This window comes from Caulobacter sp. ErkDOM-C (genome assembly GCF_048541825.1).
GTDB lineage: Bacteria > Pseudomonadota > Alphaproteobacteria > Caulobacterales > Caulobacteraceae > Caulobacter.
In genome coordinates this window covers 2366281-2382718 of the sequence record NZ_CP183332.1, presented here as the reverse complement: position 1 = coordinate 2382718, position 16438 = coordinate 2366281, and the positions used below count along the sequence as shown (strand labels likewise).

At 65.8% G+C, this 16438-nt stretch carries 15 protein-coding genes; 3 read left to right on the top strand and 12 right to left on the bottom strand.

Translation table 11 applies throughout. From position 1 onward, the window contains the following. Window positions 1-90 precede the first annotated feature (90 nt). From ACN2C8_RS11600 to ACN2C8_RS11585, 4 genes are all read right to left on the bottom strand, one after another. The gene (locus ACN2C8_RS11600; RefSeq protein WP_419251914.1) at window positions 91-1572 is read right to left on the bottom strand and encodes an amino acid permease; all 1482 of its coding nucleotides are present in this window, start codon (window positions 1570-1572) and stop codon (window positions 91-93) included. A 158-nt stretch (window positions 1573-1730) separates the two neighbouring features. Then, window positions 1731-2534, bottom strand: coding sequence for an ethanolamine ammonia-lyase subunit EutC (gene eutC / locus ACN2C8_RS11595; protein ID WP_419251913.1), 804 nt, complete (start codon window positions 2532-2534; stop codon window positions 1731-1733). Continuing rightward, window positions 2531-3967 (bottom strand): ethanolamine ammonia-lyase subunit EutB, encoded by a 1437-nt coding sequence (locus ACN2C8_RS11590; RefSeq protein ID WP_419251911.1) that lies wholly within the window; start codon window positions 3965-3967, stop codon window positions 2531-2533. Before ACN2C8_RS11590 ends, eutC begins: the two co-directional genes overlap by 4 nt. Window positions 3968-4002: 35 nt before the next feature. Then, entirely contained in the window at window positions 4003-6009 is a 2007-nt protein-coding gene (locus tag ACN2C8_RS11585) for a M13 family metallopeptidase (protein ID WP_419251909.1), read from the bottom strand. Window positions 6010-6145: 136 nt separating this feature from the next. Between ACN2C8_RS11585 and ACN2C8_RS11580 the strand changes: the two genes are divergently transcribed. Continuing rightward, complete coding sequence (locus ACN2C8_RS11580; RefSeq protein WP_419251907.1) at window positions 6146-6400, top strand: type II toxin-antitoxin system Phd/YefM family antitoxin; 255 nt, start codon at window positions 6146-6148, stop codon at window positions 6398-6400. Beyond that, window positions 6397-6783: a type II toxin-antitoxin system VapC family toxin gene (locus tag ACN2C8_RS11575; RefSeq protein WP_419251905.1), complete on the top strand. Its 387-nt coding sequence runs from the start codon at window positions 6397-6399 to the stop codon at window positions 6781-6783. The genes ACN2C8_RS11580 and ACN2C8_RS11575 overlap by 4 nt, the downstream gene beginning before the upstream one ends. Here ACN2C8_RS11575 and ACN2C8_RS11570 read toward each other — a convergent pair. From ACN2C8_RS11570 to ACN2C8_RS11545, 6 genes are all read right to left on the bottom strand, one after another. After that, window positions 6767-7291, bottom strand: coding sequence for a DNA-deoxyinosine glycosylase (locus ACN2C8_RS11570; protein ID WP_419251904.1), 525 nt, complete (start codon window positions 7289-7291; stop codon window positions 6767-6769). The genes ACN2C8_RS11575 and ACN2C8_RS11570 overlap by 17 nt on opposite strands. Then, entirely contained in the window at window positions 7281-8021 is a 741-nt protein-coding gene (locus ACN2C8_RS11565; RefSeq protein ID WP_419251902.1) for a 2OG-Fe(II) oxygenase, read from the bottom strand. The genes ACN2C8_RS11570 and ACN2C8_RS11565 overlap by 11 nt, the downstream gene beginning before the upstream one ends. A 2-nt stretch (window positions 8022-8023) precedes the next feature. Beyond that, window positions 8024-9334 carry an adenylosuccinate lyase gene (gene purB / locus ACN2C8_RS11560; protein ID WP_419251900.1) on the bottom strand — a complete coding sequence of 437 codons (1311 nt, stop codon included), beginning with the start codon at window positions 9332-9334 and terminating at the stop codon, window positions 8024-8026. A 301-nt stretch (window positions 9335-9635) separates the two neighbouring features. After that, window positions 9636-10133 carry a RidA family protein gene (locus ACN2C8_RS11555; RefSeq protein WP_419251899.1) on the bottom strand — a complete coding sequence of 166 codons (498 nt, stop codon included), beginning with the start codon at window positions 10131-10133 and terminating at the stop codon, window positions 9636-9638. 23 nt (window positions 10134-10156) lie between these two features. Then, window positions 10157-10555: a c-type cytochrome gene (locus ACN2C8_RS11550; RefSeq protein WP_419251897.1), complete on the bottom strand. Its 399-nt coding sequence runs from the start codon at window positions 10553-10555 to the stop codon at window positions 10157-10159. 23 nt (window positions 10556-10578) lie between these two features. Next, window positions 10579-12183, bottom strand: a complete 1605-nt coding sequence (locus tag ACN2C8_RS11545; protein WP_419251895.1) for a flavin monoamine oxidase family protein — start codon at window positions 12181-12183, stop codon at window positions 10579-10581. Window positions 12184-12556: 373 nt separating this feature from the next. On the opposite strand from ACN2C8_RS11545, the gene ACN2C8_RS11540 reads away from it, so the two are divergent. Continuing rightward, window positions 12557-13057 (top strand): GNAT family N-acetyltransferase, encoded by a 501-nt coding sequence (locus ACN2C8_RS11540; protein WP_419255873.1) that lies wholly within the window; start codon window positions 12557-12559, stop codon window positions 13055-13057. 67 nt (window positions 13058-13124) lie between these two features. Here ACN2C8_RS11540 and ACN2C8_RS11535 read toward each other — a convergent pair whose 3' ends face one another. Next, entirely contained in the window at window positions 13125-15743 is a 2619-nt protein-coding gene (locus ACN2C8_RS11535; RefSeq protein ID WP_419251894.1) for a TonB-dependent receptor plug domain-containing protein, read from the bottom strand. A 285-nt stretch (window positions 15744-16028) separates the two neighbouring features. Beyond that, a complete protein-coding gene (locus tag ACN2C8_RS11530; protein ID WP_419251892.1) occupies window positions 16029-16373 on the bottom strand; it encodes a hypothetical protein in 345 nt (114 codons plus the stop codon). Between the last annotated feature and the right edge of the window lie 65 nt (window positions 16374-16438).

Genomic DNA, 16438 nt, shown 5'->3' with positions numbered 1-16438 from the left:
GCCTTCCGTGCGGCCCGCAGGGCGTGAGGCCGAACGTGGAAGCCCGGCGCCCTTTCCGATCCGACAGACGTTTCCCACCGCGCGGAGACTCTAGGCGCTCTTGCCGCCGTTGAGGGCGAAGGCTTCCTCGGGCGACAGCACCAGCTTCTTGCGGCCGACGGCGGCGAAATAGGCGATGCCGATCGCGAACCAGATCGCCACGCCGATGACGCCGGTCCGATAGATCGGGTCCTTCAGCTGATAGACGATGGTGACCAGCGAGATGATCACCGTCAGGACCGCGCCGGTGACGCCGAACCGGCTCTTGTAGGGCCGCTCCATGTCCGGGAATTTCTTGCGCAGCAGGATGAACGATGCGCCCTGGGCCACATAGGACAGCATGGCTCCAAACACGGCCATGTTCAGAAGGGTGCCGCCGATCACTGCAGCGCCCTTCTCGGCGCCCAGCAGGAACCACACGGCCAGCATGACCAGCAGGCCGGCCAGCGAACCGGCGATCAGGGCGAGCTCGGGCGTCTTGCGCTCGCCGTGGGTCACCGACAGGGCGCGCGGGAAGTAGCCGGCCCGCGACAGCGAATAGATCTGCCGGCCATAGGCGAAGATGATGGCGTGGAAGCTGGCGATCAGCCCCGCCACCGCCACCGCCGCCAGGACCTTGGCCAGGGCTCCGCCGCCATAGATGGCGCGGAAGCCGTCCAGGATCGGCTCGCCGGACTTCGACAGGGCGAAGGCTCCGGCCGGGATCGACGAATTGAGCCACAGCACCAGCAGGGCCGAGACGATCAGGGTCAGCATGCCCAGGATAATGCCCTTGGGCAGGTCACGCTGCGGGGTGTGGGATTCCTCGGCCGCCAGGGGCAGTTGCTCGATGGCCAGGAACAGCCAGACCGCGAAGGGCAGCTGGGCCAGGGCGCCGCCGATCCCGGCGGGCAGGAACGGTCCGTGGCCGTCGGGCAGCTCGGTGCCGCCGGGTCCGACATTGAGGGCGTATTTCATGAAGTCGGCATGCGGCAGGGCGCTGATCCAGAACACCACCAGGCAGGCCAGGGCCAGCAGGGTGACGAACACCGTGAAGCGGAACGACATCGCCACGCCGCCGGCGTTCAGCCCCACGAAGATGACATAGGCCCCCACCCAGTAGAGCGGCTGCATCCAGGCCGGCGTCTCGAAGATGCCCCCCAGATAGCTGCCGATGAAGAAGCAGACGACGGCGGCGGTCAGCACATACTCGACGTTCTCGCACAGGCCGGTGATGAAGCCGCCCCAGGGACCCATCGCGGCGCGGGCGAAGGAATAGGCCCCGCCCGTGTGCGGCTGGGCCGCCGCCATCTCGGCGATCGAGAAGGTCAGGCCCAGATACATGACGGTGATGATCAGGGTGGCCACCAGCATGCCGCCCCAGCCGCCGACGCCCATGCCCAGGTTCCAGCCCGAGAACTGGCCCGAGATCACGGCCCCCACGCCCAGCGCCCATAGCGAGAAAACGCCCGCATAGCGCTTGAGGCCGCGCTTGTCGAAATAGGCCGCATCGACCTTTTCGTAGCTGACGCCGCCGCCTGATGGTTCGCTCATCGTGGTCCCCCTGAGTCCGAAACTTCGGCTGAAATTGCGCCCAGGCCGCAGCGTCGGCGACTCTCGGTTAACGCGAAACGGCGTTTCGGCAACCGGCGTTCACTATTTCGGCGCCGAAGGGGGGCGATGGCCGATTCCCAAGCGCTCGCCGCCCGCGGTCATCCCGGGGGCCGCGGCTCAGACCGGGATGACAAGGCTGGATGGGCGGCGCCCAGCAGCGCCGTGTCGCTCTCGTCCTTCAGGGCCACGCCGCTCTCGCCCAGTCGCAGGGCTTCGCGCGCCAGCCAGGCCAGCTTGAAGGCGGCCTGATCGTAGGAAAGGCCCTGGCTGCGGATGTTGGAGACACAGTTGCGGGCCGCGTCGGTCAGGCCCACCCGGGGCGCAAAGGTCAGATAGGCGCCCAGGCTGTCGGGCGAGGACAGGCCCGGCCGCTCACCGATCAGAAGCAGGATCAGCCGCGCGCCCAGGATCTCGCCGACCGCGTCGCCCAGAGCGACCCGGGCCTGATGGGCGACAACCACCGGCGCCAGGCTCCAGGACTCGGCGCGGATCAAGGGCAGCAAGGCGGCGATCAGCGGCGCGGCATGGGCGTGGACGGCCGTGCTGGACAGACCGTCGGCGACTATAATGGCCAGATCGGCCGGCTTGCCCGCCGCGCGCTCCAGCCGGGATCGGCTGGCCTGTGACAGCTGACGGCCCAGATCTGGCCGCCGCAGATAGGTCGCCCGGTCCGCCGCCGCGCTTTCGACAGGCAGGGTCGAAAGGCCGAGGTCAGCGATGGCCTCGGTCACCGCTGCACTATCGAACGGCGTATGCACCGCGTCACGGGCCTGGGCGTGGGCCAGGGCGAAGGCCAGCACCTCATGGGTGGGCAGGCTGGCGCCCGTGCGGCCAAGGGCGATGCGGGCGGGAGTATGGCGGCGCAGGGCCGTCCATGGATCGGGCGGAACCAGCCGGCTCATGCGCTGGCCGTCAGCAGCGGATGGCCGGCCGAGGGCGGCGTCAGGCGGCCGTCGGCCCCGGTGATCTTCAGGCGCTGCAGCCAGGCCTCGAACTCCGGCGCGCGCTTGCGGCCCAGCAGGTCGCGGACATAGAGGGCGTCGTGGAACGAGGTCGACTGGTAGTTCAGCATCACGTCGTCGGCGCCCGGCACGCCCATGATGAAGGTGACCCCCGCCGTCGCCAGCAGCGTCAGCAGGCTGTCCATGTCGTCCTGGTCGGCCTCGGCATGGTTGGTGTAGCAGACGTCCACGCCCAGGGGCGCGCCCAGCAGCTTGCCGCAGAAGTGGTCTTCAAGGCCGGCCCGGATGATCTGCTTGCCGTCATAGAGGTATTCGGGCCCGATGAAGCCGACCACGCTGTTGACCAGCAGGGGCTCGAACGCCCGCGCCACGCCGTAGGCCCTGGCCTCAAGCGTCTGCTGGTCGACGCCGTGATGGGCGCCGGCCGAGAGGGCCGAGCCCTGGCCGGTCTCGAAATACATGACGTTGTCGCCGACCGTTCCGCGCTTCAGCGAGCGCCCGGCGTCCAGGCCTTCGCGCAGCAGGGCCAGGGTGACGCCGAAGCTGGCATTGGCGGCCTGCGTCCCCGCGATCGACTGGAAGACCAGGTCCACCGGCGCGCCGCGCTCGATCAGGGCGATGGCGCTGGTCACGTGGGTCAGGACGCAGGACTGGGTCGGGATTTCGAACCTCTGGATCAGGTCGTCCATTAGCCGGCTCAGCTCGCCCAGCACCGAGAGATTGTCGCTGGCCGGATTGATTCCGATCACCGCGTCTCCGCAGCCATACAGCAGGCCGTCAAGGATGGAGGCGGTGATCCCGGCCGGGTCGTCGGTCGGGTGGTTGGGCTGCAGCCGCACGGCCATGGTCCCGGGCAGGCCGATGGTATTGCGGAACTTGGTCGTCACCCGGCACTTTCTGGCCGCCAGGATCAGGTCCTGGTTGCGCATGATCTTGCTGACCGCGGCGACCATTTCGGGCGTCAGACCCGGCGCGAGCGCAGCCAGAACGGCGGGTGTGGCGGCGTCCGACAGCAGCCAGTCGCGGAATTCCCCAACGGTCAGGCTGGCGACCGGCGCGAAGGCGGCCGCGTCGTGGCTGTCGAGGATCAGGCGGGTGACCTCGTCGGTCTCGTAAGGGACCAGGGCCTCGGTCAGGAAGGTCTTCAGCGGCGTGTCGGCCAGCACCATCTTGGCCGCGACATTCTGCTGGGCGCTGGTGGCCGCGACGCCGGCCAGCATGTCGCCCGAGCGCAGGGGCGAGGCCTTGGCCATCACATCGGCCAGACCGTCAAAGGCATAGGTCGTTCCGGCCACGGCGCGCGCATAGGTCATGGTCGCAGCCTGACCTGCAAACGCGCCGCCGACAAACAAAAGCGGGGGCGTGATCGCCACGCCCCCGCCCTTGCCGTCCCGATGGTCAGTTGGCGCTACCAGACCCGCGAGCGGGCCTCTGGCGCCAGATAGTAGGTCTCGCCGGCCTTCACGCCGAAGGCCGCGTACCACGCGTCGACATTGCGGGTCGGGCCGATGACCCGGAAGTTCGACGGCGAGTGGGGATCGGACGCCATTTGCTGCTTGAGCGAGTCGTCGCGTTCCTTGGCGCGCCACGACTGGGCGAAGGCCAGGAACAGGCGCTGGTCGCCGCTCATGCCGTCGATCACCGGCGCGGGCTTGCCGCCCAGCGACGCGTGGTAGGCGTCCAGGGCCACCTGCAGACCGGCCAGGTCGGCGATGTTCTCGCCCATCGTCAGCTTGCCGTTGATCCTGGCGCCGGGAACGGGCTCGTACTGGTCGTACTGCTTGCCCAGGATATCGGCCTGGGCTTCGAAGCGCTTGGCGTCCTCAGCCGTCCACCAGTCGCGCAGGGCGCCCTTGGCGTCGATCTTGCGGCCCTGGTCGTCGAAGCCGTGGCTGATCTCGTGGCCGATCACCGCGCCGATGGCGCCATAGTTCACCGCCGGGTCGGCGGCCGGATCGAAATAGGGCGCCTGCAGGATGCCGGCCGGGAAGACGATCTTGTTCTCGAGGCCGCCGTTGTAGGCGTTGACCGTCTGCGGGGTCATCGCCCACTTGCCGTCGTCGACCGGCTTGCCCAGGTCGCTCAGGGCGTAGGCCCATTCGAAGGCGCGGCTGCGCGAAACATTGCCATAGAGGTCGGCCACGTCGATCTTCAGGGCCGAATAGTCGCGCCACTTGTCGGGATAGCCGACCATGACCTTCATCTTGGAGAGCTTGGTCTGGGCTTCGGTCTTGGTGGCCGCCGCCATCCAAGGGGACTGCTCGATGCGCTTGGACATCGCCGTCTTCAGATTGGCGATCAGCTCGACCATCTGGGCCTTGGACGAGGGCGGGAAGTACTTGGCCACATAGGTCTGGCCGACGACCTCGCCGACCGTGCTGTCGACCAGGCCGACGCCGCGCTTCCAGCGGGGCCGCAGGGCCGACTGGCCGCTGAGGGCCTTCACATACTCAAAGCGGCTGTCGACGAAGCGCTTGGACAGATAGGGCGAGGCCTCTTCGAGGATGTGGAAGGCCTGCCAGGCCTTGAGCGTGTCGAGCGACGCAGCGTCATAGGCCTTGGCGATGTCGCGCACGGCGGTCTTCTCGCCCAGCACCACCTTGGTCAGGCCGGGCATGCCGGCGGCGGCCAGATAGTCCGACCACGGGAAGTTGGGAGCGTAGGCCGTCAGGTCGGTGATCGCGATCGGGTTATAAACCTTGTCGATGTCGCGACGGTCGGCGACGGCCCAGCTGGCCTTGGCGATGGCGGTCTCGAAGGCCACCACCTCGGCGGCCGATTTGGCCGGGTCGGCATAGCCGGCCATCTTCAGGGCGCGCTCGATGAAGGCGGTGTAGGCCGCCAGCTGCGGCTTGAAGCCGTCGGTCAGATAGTAGTCGCGGTCCGGCAGGCCCAGGCCCGACTGGCCCACATAGATGGTGTTGATTTCGGGCGTCTTGGCGTCCGGATAGATGTCCAGCGAGAAGATGTCCGCGCCGAACCCGCCGTGGGCGCGGCCCATGGCCAGGGCGAAGTCGGCCTTGCTGTTCAGGGCGGCGACCTTGGCGAGGTCTGCCTTCAGCGGCTTGTCGTCGACGGCCTCAACCTGGGCCTCGTTGGTGAAGCTCTTGTACAGGCCGCCGATCTGGGTCGAGGCGTCGGCGGTTTCGATCAGCGTGCGCAGCTGGTCCTGCGAGCGGTTGAACACGTCATAGCCGACGCCGGCCGAACCCTGGTCGGCCGGGATCTCGGTGCGAGCCTGCCAGGCGCCATTGGCGTGCCGGTTGAAGTCAGCGCCAGGCGCGACGGTAGTGTCGCGCGCGGTCAGATCGACGCCCCACGCGCCGTACATCGGCTTGGCGGGTTCGGCGGCGGAAGCTGAAACGGCGACGGACATGGCGATCGCGGAGGTCGCGGCCAGCAGAAGATTACGCATGATTGGAAGTCTCTCCCCAAGGAGGCGGGATGCTGCCTCAAGCGGGGCCGGAAGGCAGATGAAAAGGTTGTAATGTGAGGGGCTGATTGATTTTCTTCGCTCACTTAGCTAACTTGATTAGCTAAGTGAGGCTCCGATGACCGTCGTCACCATCCACTACGCCAAGACCAACCTCTCGCGCCTACTGGCCGAAGTCGAAGCCGGCGGCGAGGTCATCATCGCCCGCGGCAAGACGCCGGTGGCCAAACTTGTTGCTACGCCGGTCGAGACGGCAAAACCCAAACGTTATGCCGGAATGTGGAAAGACCGACTTGGATTTGGCTTTTCCGAGAGTTTCTTTGATCCGCTGCCTGATGACGAACTCGCCCTGTGGAACGGTGAAGGCGATTGAGGCTGCTGCTTGATACCCATGCGTTGATTTGGTGGGGGCATCAGGATCCGCGCCTCGCCGCTGGTGCGCGTGAGGCGATCGCGTCCGAAGGGGCGACTGTCTTTGTGAGCGCGGTATCCGCCATGGAAATCGCCACTAAGCACCGCTTGGGCAAACTTCCGGAAGCTGCGGTATTGGCGGCCAGCTTTGAGCTTGAGATTGAGGCGCTGGGTTTCGACCCGTTGCCCATTTCCCTGACCCATGCGCGTTTAGCTGGCGCCCTGGCTATTCCGCACAAGGATCCCTTTGATCGTTTGCTTATTGCTCAAGCGCTGGTCGAGGAAATGACACTGGTGTCCAAAGAAGTGATGTTCGACAGCTTCGGCGTCAGCCGCCTCTGGTAGGCCAGGTCGCCAACAAAGACCTCAATAACGCCCAGGACTCGGCCTTCTCCGCAAAACTCCGCGCCGCGTGGGCCGGGCTGGAGGAGGGCAGGGCGATCAACGTCACCCTTTTCGCGACCGGCGCCAGAAGGCGCGAGCCCAGCTTCGCCGACGTGCCGCCGTTGAAGGCCACGGCGCGCAGGGCAGGCAACCTTTCCACCAGGGCCAGCAGGTCGTTGGCGCTGGAGTTGAGGATCGCGGCGTCCAGGCTGCCGCGCCGCTCGGCCTCGGCCACGACGTCCCACAAACCCACACCACGTGCCTGGAGCGACGTCAGGCGATCTTCGTAGGCCAAGGTCACGAGCGGCGCATCCAGCACCGTCTCAAGTAACCGCCAGAAGGCGTTGCGCGGATTGGCATAGTACTGGCCCGCCGCCAGCGAGGCCTCGCCAGGCAGGCTGCCCGGGATCAGGACGCGGGTGTCTGCATCGACGACCGGCGGGAAGCTTCGCTTGCGCTCAGCGGCCATTGGGCGGGTCGTTCCGCAGCCAGCCGGTGACGGTCAGGCGCGGCGCGCCGGCATAGGGGGCGACGGGGGCCACCGAGTGTTTGCGCGGCACCTTGAACAGGGTCAGCACATTGAAGGCCGGCGCGAAGCCGCGTTCGACGTCGCCGGCCTCGTCGTGGAACAGCAGCTGGCCGCCCCAGTCGGGCCGCCACTGGCGCGTCAGGCCCAGGGTGTAGGCCGCCAGTCGCTCACCCACTCCGGTGTCGTCATGCAGGGTCAGGAAGTCGGCGGGGCGATAGAGGGTGGCCTGGGCGTCGACCTTGGTGATGGTCGTCTCACCGGTGACGGCGGCGCCCAAGGTGATGAAGTCGGGACTGTTGAGGAAAGCCGTCAGGGCGTGGATCGGGTGCCCGGGGTCACGGCCTTCGACGAAGGCGTTGATCATCGGATAGCCCAGATAGATGTAGGCAAACCCGGTGCGGGCCCGCAGCGTGGCGGCGTGGAAGCGGGCGGCCACCGCATCTGGGCCAAGCTCTACGCGGCGGGCGCGGCTGAGGATCTCGGCGCCGCCCGTGTCGTTCGAGCAGATCACGTCCCAGTCGATGGTCTGTTCCAGAATGCCGGCCAGGCGATCGACGACTCCGGGCTCGAATACATCGGGAATGCGCACAACGCCGTCGCGCGCATAGGCCTGCGCGAAGGCCGCCGGATCCAGCGCCGGATTGAGGCGAAGGACCGGCGCTTCCGTCATCGTCAGCCCTGCTCGCCGAACACGCGCCTGAAGATCACGTCGACGTTCTTGGTGTGGTAGCCGTAGTCGAACAGTTCCTCGAGCACGGTGTCCGACAGGGCCTTTGACACCACGGGATCAGCCTTGAGGAAGTCGATGAACCGACCCTCGCCGCGCCACACCTTCATCGAGTTGCCCTGCACGGCGGCATAGGCGTCTTCGCGGCTGACACCCTCTTGTGTCAGGGCCAGCATGACCCGCTGCGAGAACACCAGGCCCCCCAGCTTGTCGAGGTTCTTGGCCATGTTCTCGGGATAGATGTTGAAGCGCTCGATGACGCTGGCCATGCGGCGCAGAGCGAAATCAAGGTGGACGGTGGCGTCAGGACCGATGCCGCGCTCGACCGACGAGTGGCTGATGTCGCGCTCGTGCCAGAGGGCAACGTTTTCCAGGGCGGGCGTCACGGCCGAGCGGACCAGCCGGGCCAGGCCGGTCAGGTTTTCGGTCAGGATCGGGTTGCGCTTGTGGGGCATTGCCGAGCTGCCCTTCTGGCCGACCTCGAACGGCTCCTCGGCTTCCAGCACTTCGGTGCGCTGCAGGTGGCGGATCTCGGTGGCCAGACGCTCGATCGACGAGGCGACGACACCCAGGGCGCAGAAATAGGCGGCGTGGCGGTCGCGCGGGATGACCTGGGTCGAGACCGGTTCGACGGTCAGGCCCATCATCTTGGCCACATGTTCTTCGACGCGGGGATCGACATTGGCGAAGGTGCCGACGGCGCCCGAGATGGCGCAGGTGGCGATCTCGAACTTGGCCATCGCGAGTCGTTCTTTTGCCCGCTGGAACTCGGCGTAGTAGCCGGCGAGCTTGAGGCCAAAGGTGATCGGTTCGGCGTGGATGCCGTGGCTGCGACCGACGCAGACGGTCATCTTGTGCTCAAGCGCCCGGCGTTTCAGCGCGGCCATAAGCAGGTCGACACCCTCGATCAGCAGATCGGTGGAGCGCGAAAGCTGCACGGCGAAACAGGTGTCCAGCACGTCGCTGCTGGTCATGCCCTGGTGCAGGAAGCGGGCCTCGGGGCCGACGATCTCCGACACGTGGGTCAGGAAGGCGATGACGTCGTGCTTGGTGACGCGTTCGATCTCGTCGATGCGGTCGCTGTCCCAGACCGCGTCGCGGCCCTTTTCCCAGATCGTCTCGGCCGACAGCTTGGGGATGACCCCAAGCTCGGCCATGGCGTCGGCGGCGTGGGCCTCGATCTCGAACCAGATCTTGTACTTGGTCTGGCTGGACCAGATGGCGGCGGCTTCGGGGCGGGCGTAGCGGCTGATCATGGACGGGGCGTTTCGGCCGGACCGTCGCTTGAGTCAAGCATGATGGCCGGGACAAGCCGGACAAAAAGACGGCCGCCCTCCAGGAGGAGAAGGCGGCCGAGTCATTGGGAGGAAACGCCCTAAAAGTGCATGACCTGTGTAGCGCGGCGCAAATTGTTTGACAACGTTGTCAGGGAAATGAATTCGGACTTCGGTGAAAAGGCGGCTGCGACGCGCGCTGACCAACGAAAAAGGAGACAGGCGCGAACCTGTCTCCCTCTGCGAAGGCCAAGCCAACACCCGCCGCAGCGGGATGTGGTGGCTACTTCTTCTTGGCGGCCTGGACCTCGATCTCGACCAGCATGCCACCGGCCACCAGGCCTGCGACCTGGCTGGTGATGCGCGAGGGCTTGTTGGGCTGTTCGGCTGTGCCGAACAGGGTCTTGTAGGCTTCCATCATGCCGGCGAAGTCCATCTTGCCGCCCTTGGCCGGGTCGCCGACCAGCAGGACGCGCATCATCACCACATCTCCCATGGTTGCGCCCTGAGTCTTCAGCGCATCCTCGATGCGCTTGAGCACGCCCAGGGTCTGGGTCTTGGTGTCGCCGTAGGTGGCGGTCAGGGCAGGGTCGCCCTTGGGGTCGATCATCGGCGGGACCATGCCGCTGACATAGATGGTGTCAAAGCCGGCCGGCACGGTGACGACGCTGGCGATGGCCGACTTGGGGTCGCCGCCGCGAACGATGTCCTGGGCGGATGCCGCGCCGGCGAGACCGGCGGCCAGAGCGAGGCCGGCGGCGAGGGTTGCGAAACGGGTCATGGTCTTCTCCTGGAAAGGGTCGATCAGTGAGCTTGCAGGCCACGGGCCTTCTGGGCGGCCTTGGCCTTGGTGCGGATGGCGGCGACCTCGGCGGCCGTCACCGGCTTGGCCTTGTTGCCCCACGAGGTGCGGACATAGCTGATGATGCCGGCCAGATCGGCGTCGCTGATGTCGTCCTTGAAGGCCGGCATGCCGGCCCGGCCGTTCAGTAAGATGGTGACCAGAGGCGCGGGCGGACCGATGACCAGCGGCGAGGCGGCCAGGGTCGGGAAGGCGCCCTTGATGCCTTTGCCGGTCACCTGGTGGCAGGCCGAGCAGTTGTCTTCGTAAAGGTCCTTGGGCGACGACGCGGCCGATGCCGCAGCGGGCGCCAACGCGGCGGCGACAAGGCAGAGCAGGGCGATAGGGGAAGCAGACTTCATTTTTGTTCTCGGGTCCTCGGGTCTCAAGCCTGCTGCACGCGGGCGTGGATCTTGGCGATCTGCTGCCAGGCCGACTCGATGGCCCCGGCCTGCCAGCCACCAAGGTAGCTGAGGTGTTCGCCGGCGAGATAGAGGCGACCGTCGGGTTCGCACAGCACGGGATAGGCGTCGCGGCGACCGGCCTCGCCCCATTCGGCCCAGCCGCCGAGATTGTGCTCGGCCAGGTGCCAGCAGAACGAGAAGGCGTTCTCGAAGTTCTCGGCGTATTCGGGGAACACCTTCTGGCCGCCGGCCACGGCGAAGGCCGCCCGGTCGGCCGGCTTCATGGCGCTGATGCGCGCCGCCTGCCCACCGAAATTGTAGAAGCCCAGCAGCACGCCTTTCTGGCTCTGCCAGCCGGTGGAGGGCATGGCGATCGTGCCGATACCGGGGATGTCGTTGTAGATGTGGCCGCCGTAGATGTGGTGCTTTTCTTCCCAGAACCGGGTTTTCATCTGCAGGCCGATCTTGTTGACCGGCGCATAGGATACGCCCGCCATCGCAGCCTTGAACGGCGCCGAGGCGTCCAGATCGATCTGCTTGAGCACGCTGAGCGGAATGGTGCAGATGCAGTAGTCGGCCTCGATCTCGCCGGTCTTGCCCGAGGCCTCCTTGAAGGTGACCTTCACGCCCTTGCCGGTCTGCTTGATCTTCTTGACCACCGTCGAGTAGCGGATCATCGAGCCAACCTGCTTTTCGAAGCCCTTGGCGATCTGGTCCATGCCGCCGATCGGCTGCAGCATGGTGCGCTGCTGCTCGTAGCCGCTGACCGAGCTCAGCACGCGCCACGCGCCGGAATCCAGAACATCCTTGAAGGCGAAGGGCGGCAGTTCCTTGCCCGGGCCCGGATCGACACCGGCGCCGGGGTGAACGGAAAAGCCGCGCCCTTCTGTGCCCGTATAGGCCAGGTCCTTGGGTGACAGCCGGCCTTCGTTGATCATGTAGGCCACGAATTTCTCGCGGTCGGCCGGGGACAGGGCGGCGTCGAGCTCGCCCTTGCTGGCGGCCTTGGCAATCAGCTCGGCGGCATAGCCCCGGGCGTCGGCGGCGATCTCGCCCTTGCGGATCGGCTTGCCCTTCAGTGGGCCTTCGCCCTTCTCGAAATAGACATAGGCGGCGTCGTTGTCGTTGACGAAGCTCTCCAGCAGCACGCCGAACAGCTTGGTGTAGTGCAGGGTCGAGCGGTGGTGATACGGGATCCGCCAGGCGCCGTGGTTGATATAGAGGCCGTCGTCGAACTCGCAGGTTTGCTTGTTGCCCAGCAGGTCGGTGTGCTCGAAGCCCTTGCGCGCCGTCTGGCAGCGACCGCCGGCGAAGGCGCGGGCCTCCAGGATCTGCACCTGATAGCCGGCCTTTGAGAGCTCATAGGCGGCGGTCATGCCGGCCAGGCCGGCGCCCAGCACAATGACCTTCGTGCCCTTGACGTCGCCGGTCAGGACGGGCGGCAGTTCTGTAGCCGAGGCCATGCCGAAACCCAGGGCGTCCATGCCCGAAAGCGCCAGGGAAATGCCGCCCACCGCAGCCAGTCCCTCGAAGAAGCGCCGTCGGGTCAGAACTCCGCCCGTCGCCGGGCCTGCAGTCGTATCCATGCCAATCCGCCACTAAGAAACAGCCGACGCCGAAAACGCGTGCATCGCCATGACGATACACCTTTCGTTCCTCCGGTCGAACGCGCCCCCGCCGAAGTCCGGTTCATCTCGAAATTTCGGGGGAACCGGCGCAACCTGATTTCGGACGACGGACGATCTGACATGTTAGATGCGTCCCGGATGCTCCGCCCTTGGGCGCCTGGGGCGCCCCGTGTGCGAACCGTGGGCGGGTGGCGATGATCAGGCGAAGAGGGCGGGAATCACCCTTCCTTCGCCCCAGGGGCGACGCATCAACGGACCTGGGTGATGCGAGGAGAACGCCTTGAACACAACAGGATCCCAACTTCGCCTGCGGCTGGCGCGACCTGAGGACATGCCGGTTCTGTCGGCCCTGATGAATGCAGCGATCAGCGAGCTTCTGACGCCGTTCCTGCCGCCCGAAGGCGTCAGGGCCTCGTTCGAAATTATGGGGCTGGACAGCCAGCTGATCGCTGACGGCACCTATTTCGTGGTCGAGGATGGTGACCAGATCGCCGGCTGCGGTGGGTGGAGCCGGCGCGCCACGCTGTTCGGCGGCGATCACTCTGCCGGGCGCGACGCGGCGCTGCTGGATCCCAGGGTTGACGCCGCTCGGGTGCGGGCAATGTACACGCACCCCGATCACACCCGGAAAGGCGTGGGTCGCCTGGTGCTGGACGCCTGCGAGGCGGCGGCCGCCGCCGAAGGGTTTGCCCGCGCCGAGATGGCGGCGACCATGGGCGGCGTGCCGCTCTATCGCGCCTGCGGCTATCACGACCTCGAGCCGTTCACGGCGATGACATCGAGCGGCTATGCGGTGCCGCTGATCCGGATGGGCAAGGCGCTGGGGCGCTAGCAGAGGCCGGCCAAACGAAAAGGGCCAGGCTTTCGCCTGGCCCTTCGGTTTTGCTGGGATCGAAATCCTAGAAGGTCGCCGAGACCTTGGCGTACCAGAAGCCGCCTTGCCAATCGACGATCGAGTCCGAGCGATAGACCCGGCCGTTGGTGGCCGACTCGCCGGTCAGGTCGGGATCGGGATAGTTGGAGAACAGGTTCCGGGCGCCGATGGCCAGCGAATAGGTATCGGTCGCCTGATAGCTGATCTCGGTATCAAACATGAGTTCGGTATCAAACTCCTGGATCACGGTCGGCCGGCTGACGCTGAACATGTTCTTGTAGGGGCCATAGAGATTGGCCCGGCCCAGGATCTTGAACTTGCCGACCTCGTGAGTGGCCGACAGCGTGCTGCGCCAGCGCGGAGCGGCATGCTTGAAGTCGTAGACGCTTTCACCGTCGAAGAAGGTGTAGGTCACGCCCGAGGTGTTGGGCGTGGGCTTGTTGACCTTGTCGACGACGAAGCTGTTCCAGTTGCCGCTTGCGGTGAAACTGGTCATCTGGCCGTTTTCCCAGGCCTTCTTGTAGGTCGCCACGACGTCCACACCAAAGGTCTGGGAGTCGAAGGCATTCTGGAAGAACTGGACCTGGCCGATGGTGTCAGCACCCGGGATCGAAGCGGCGATCAGGGCATTGCGGATCGTCGGTGTGACCGTAATGGCGCTGGTCGCGTAGAACTGGTCTTTGATTTCGATGCTGTAGAGGTCGACTGTCAGGCTAAGGCCGTCAAACAGGGATGCGCTGAAGCCCGCCGCCAGGTTGAAGGATTTTTCCGGCTTCAGTTCGCGTGCGCCCATGAACTGGGCGACAGGGTTGGTGGCCGGGAACAGGCCCGAGGCGATGATCGCGCCGTTCTCAACGCGGGTCGAGACGTTGGTGGTGAACAGCTGACCCGGCGTCGGTGCGCGGAAGCCGGTGCCGACCGAGCCGCGGATGCCGAACGCGTCGGTCAACTGGTACTGCGAGGCGATCTTGCCGTTCCAGGTGCTGCCGAAGTCAGAGAAGTTCTCGCCCCGGACGGCGACGTCCAGGAACCAAGCTTCGGTGACATTGGCCGAGGCTTCGGCGTAGCCGGCATAGGAGTCGCGCGTCAGTTCACCCGAATAGGCCGGGGTGTTGCCCGGGAAACCGTTCGAACCGACGGCGAGGGCGTTGTAGACCGGGTCTGACGCCAGATTACAGTTGATGGACGCAGGCGCTCCGGCAGCCTTCGTGCGCGATGCGACGAGTGTTTCGTTGGAGCAGTAGTTGAACGGATCCGGCACGGACCACGGCCCCGCCACATAGGAGGGCACGTCGCCCGCGGTGATTTCATAGCCCTCCTGGCGATACTCGGCCCCGAAGTTCAGGGTCACCGGGGTGTGCAGACCTTTCAGGGCCCAATCATAGGCAAAGTCGGCGTTCAGGGCCTGCTCATCGGAGATCAGCGAACCGTCGTAGAACGCCTTGGGCGAAGCCGGGCCCATCGAGGGGTTGACGGTGTCCCACAGGGTGTAGGCGATCTTGTTGTTGCCGTAGCGGCCGCTCAGGTCATAGCTCAGGCCGTAGCCGGTCTTGCCCTTGATGCCGCCGGTCAGGCTGTAGTCGGTGACGTCACCGCCGAACATCGGGGTAAAGCCGGCCGGGAAGATCGAGCTGAACTGGAAGAGGCTGCCGTCCTGCAGGCGGATCGGCGTGGCGTTGACCGCGTTGCTGACCGGCGGACGATAGTTGAAATACTCGACCGCGCTGCTCTTGGAGTAGTTGCCGAAGGCATAGACCGCCAGGTTTTCGCTGATGTCGTAGCCGGCATTGATCACGCCGCGCAGGGCTTCAGAGTCCGGCTGGCCCCACTTCTGAACGTAGTCGGTGATCAAGGCGCCATAGGCGGGATTGGCTGCCGCGTGGTTGGCGACGCAGAACCCGGCCGACTGGTTGGGAATGCCGACATTGCAGTACTGCTTGCCGCGGTGAACCTGGTTCTGGCTGGTGTATTCGAAGGTGCCGTTGACGAAGCCCTTGTCGCCGATCGGCAGGCCCAGATTGCCGGTGATCATGACGTCTTCGCCGTCGCCGAGGAAGAACTGACCGTATTGGGCGACGAGCGAACCGCCGCTGGGGCTGTCCTTGAGCTGGAAGTCGATGACGCCGGCGATGGCGTCCGAACCGTATTGCGCGCCGGCGCCGTCGCGGGTGACGACCACATTCTTCAGCGCCGAGGCCGGGATGGTGGCCGCGTCAGGCGCCTGCGCGCCCGTGCCGCCAATGCTGACCAGCGCCGAGCGGTGGCGGCGCTTGGAGTTGACCATGAACAGGGTCTTGTCGGTGGGCAGTCCGCGCAACGAGGCGGGGCGGACGAAGGTGGCGCCGTCCGAGATCGGCTCGCGAGCCAGAGTGTAGGACGGGACCAGCGACTTCAGGATGTCATTGGTGTCGGTGAAGGCGGCGGATTTCAGGTCTGCTTCGCTGAAGGAGTCCACCGGGACCGCGCTGTCCAGAACGGTGCGGGGCTTGCCGCGCGCCGTGACGATCAGGGTCTCAAGTTCGGAAGTGGTTTCCGCGGCCGGGTCGGCGGCCGGGTCGGCAGCATGCGCTGCGACAGAGTATCCAAAAGTAACAGACATCGCAGAGATACCTGCGAGTAGAGTCGTTTTAAAGTGCCGATTCATAGAGAGCCCCCTCGTTCAATTTATCAACGCAAGATTGATTCCTTCTCCACGACGTTTATCTCCCGAACTTTTCTGCTTTTGATACTGACGCGATTTTTCACTCGGACGTTGCCGGCTAATTCAGCGTGGAGCGAAGGTGGCGGCTTCTGCAATGGGGGCGGCGACAAGAAGTCGTCACAAATACGCGCTGCGGCCCCGGCGCCCCTTTGGGGGGCGTCGAGACCGCATTTTTAGGCAGAACACTGCTTGTGAAGTGTACGGATCGGAGGCCTTGCCCCCTTCAGGTCAGGCCACGAGGCGGTGATTAACCGGTTCGTGAACCTCGGACTCGAACAGATCATAGGCGTCTTCCCAGGCCGCCAGACGCGAGTCGCGGCGCTCGGCGTCGTCGATGACCCGGATGATCTGGTCCTCGCGATCGTTCCACACCACGCCCAGATCGACCACCCGCTCGGCGTCGCGGCCCAGCAGCAGGATGACATCGGCGCGGGCGGCGCGTTCATGGCTGATCCGCATCAGGGTGCGTCCAGCGCCCAGGTCGCGATGAATGTCCGCGAAGGCCAGAACGGCCGAGATCATCGGCGCGTTTACAGGGGCGATGGCCCAGACGGGGCAGGCAAAGCGAGACATGAAGTCCTCCTTCGTTCGGACCAGACCTGTTTGCACGTGCGGTGCGCCAGATTCGGTCGTATGGA

Bases quoted from the DNA above. Each gene is read 5' to 3' on its own strand.
- ACN2C8_RS11600 (WP_419251914.1), bottom strand. From the start codon at position 1,572: ATGAGCGAACCATCAGGCGGCGGCGTCAGCTACGAAAAGGTCGATGCG.
- eutC (WP_419251913.1), bottom strand. From the start codon at position 2,534: ATGAGCCGGCTGGTTCCGCCCGATCCATGGACGGCCCTGCGCCGCCAT.
- ACN2C8_RS11585 (WP_419251909.1), bottom strand. From the start codon at position 6,009: ATGCGTAATCTTCTGCTGGCCGCGACCTCCGCGATCGCCATGTCCGTC.
- ACN2C8_RS11580 (WP_419251907.1), top strand. From the start codon at position 6,146: ATGACCGTCGTCACCATCCACTACGCCAAGACCAACCTCTCGCGCCTA.
- ACN2C8_RS11570 (WP_419251904.1), bottom strand. From the start codon at position 7,291: ATGGCCGCTGAGCGCAAGCGAAGCTTCCCGCCGGTCGTCGATGCAGAC.
- ACN2C8_RS11565 (WP_419251902.1), bottom strand. From the start codon at position 8,021: ATGACGGAAGCGCCGGTCCTTCGCCTCAATCCGGCGCTGGATCCGGCG.
- purB (WP_419251900.1), bottom strand. From the start codon at position 9,334: ATGATCAGCCGCTACGCCCGCCCCGAAGCCGCCGCCATCTGGTCCAGC.
- ACN2C8_RS11555 (WP_419251899.1), bottom strand. From the start codon at position 10,133: ATGACCCGTTTCGCAACCCTCGCCGCCGGCCTCGCTCTGGCCGCCGGT.
- ACN2C8_RS11550 (WP_419251897.1), bottom strand. From the start codon at position 10,555: ATGAAGTCTGCTTCCCCTATCGCCCTGCTCTGCCTTGTCGCCGCCGCG.
- ACN2C8_RS11545 (WP_419251895.1), bottom strand. From the start codon at position 12,183: ATGGATACGACTGCAGGCCCGGCGACGGGCGGAGTTCTGACCCGACGG.
- ACN2C8_RS11540 (WP_419255873.1), top strand. From the start codon at position 12,557: ATGCCGGTTCTGTCGGCCCTGATGAATGCAGCGATCAGCGAGCTTCTG.
- ACN2C8_RS11535 (WP_419251894.1), bottom strand. From the start codon at position 15,743: ATGAATCGGCACTTTAAAACGACTCTACTCGCAGGTATCTCTGCGATG.
- ACN2C8_RS11530 (WP_419251892.1), bottom strand. From the start codon at position 16,373: ATGTCTCGCTTTGCCTGCCCCGTCTGGGCCATCGCCCCTGTAAACGCG.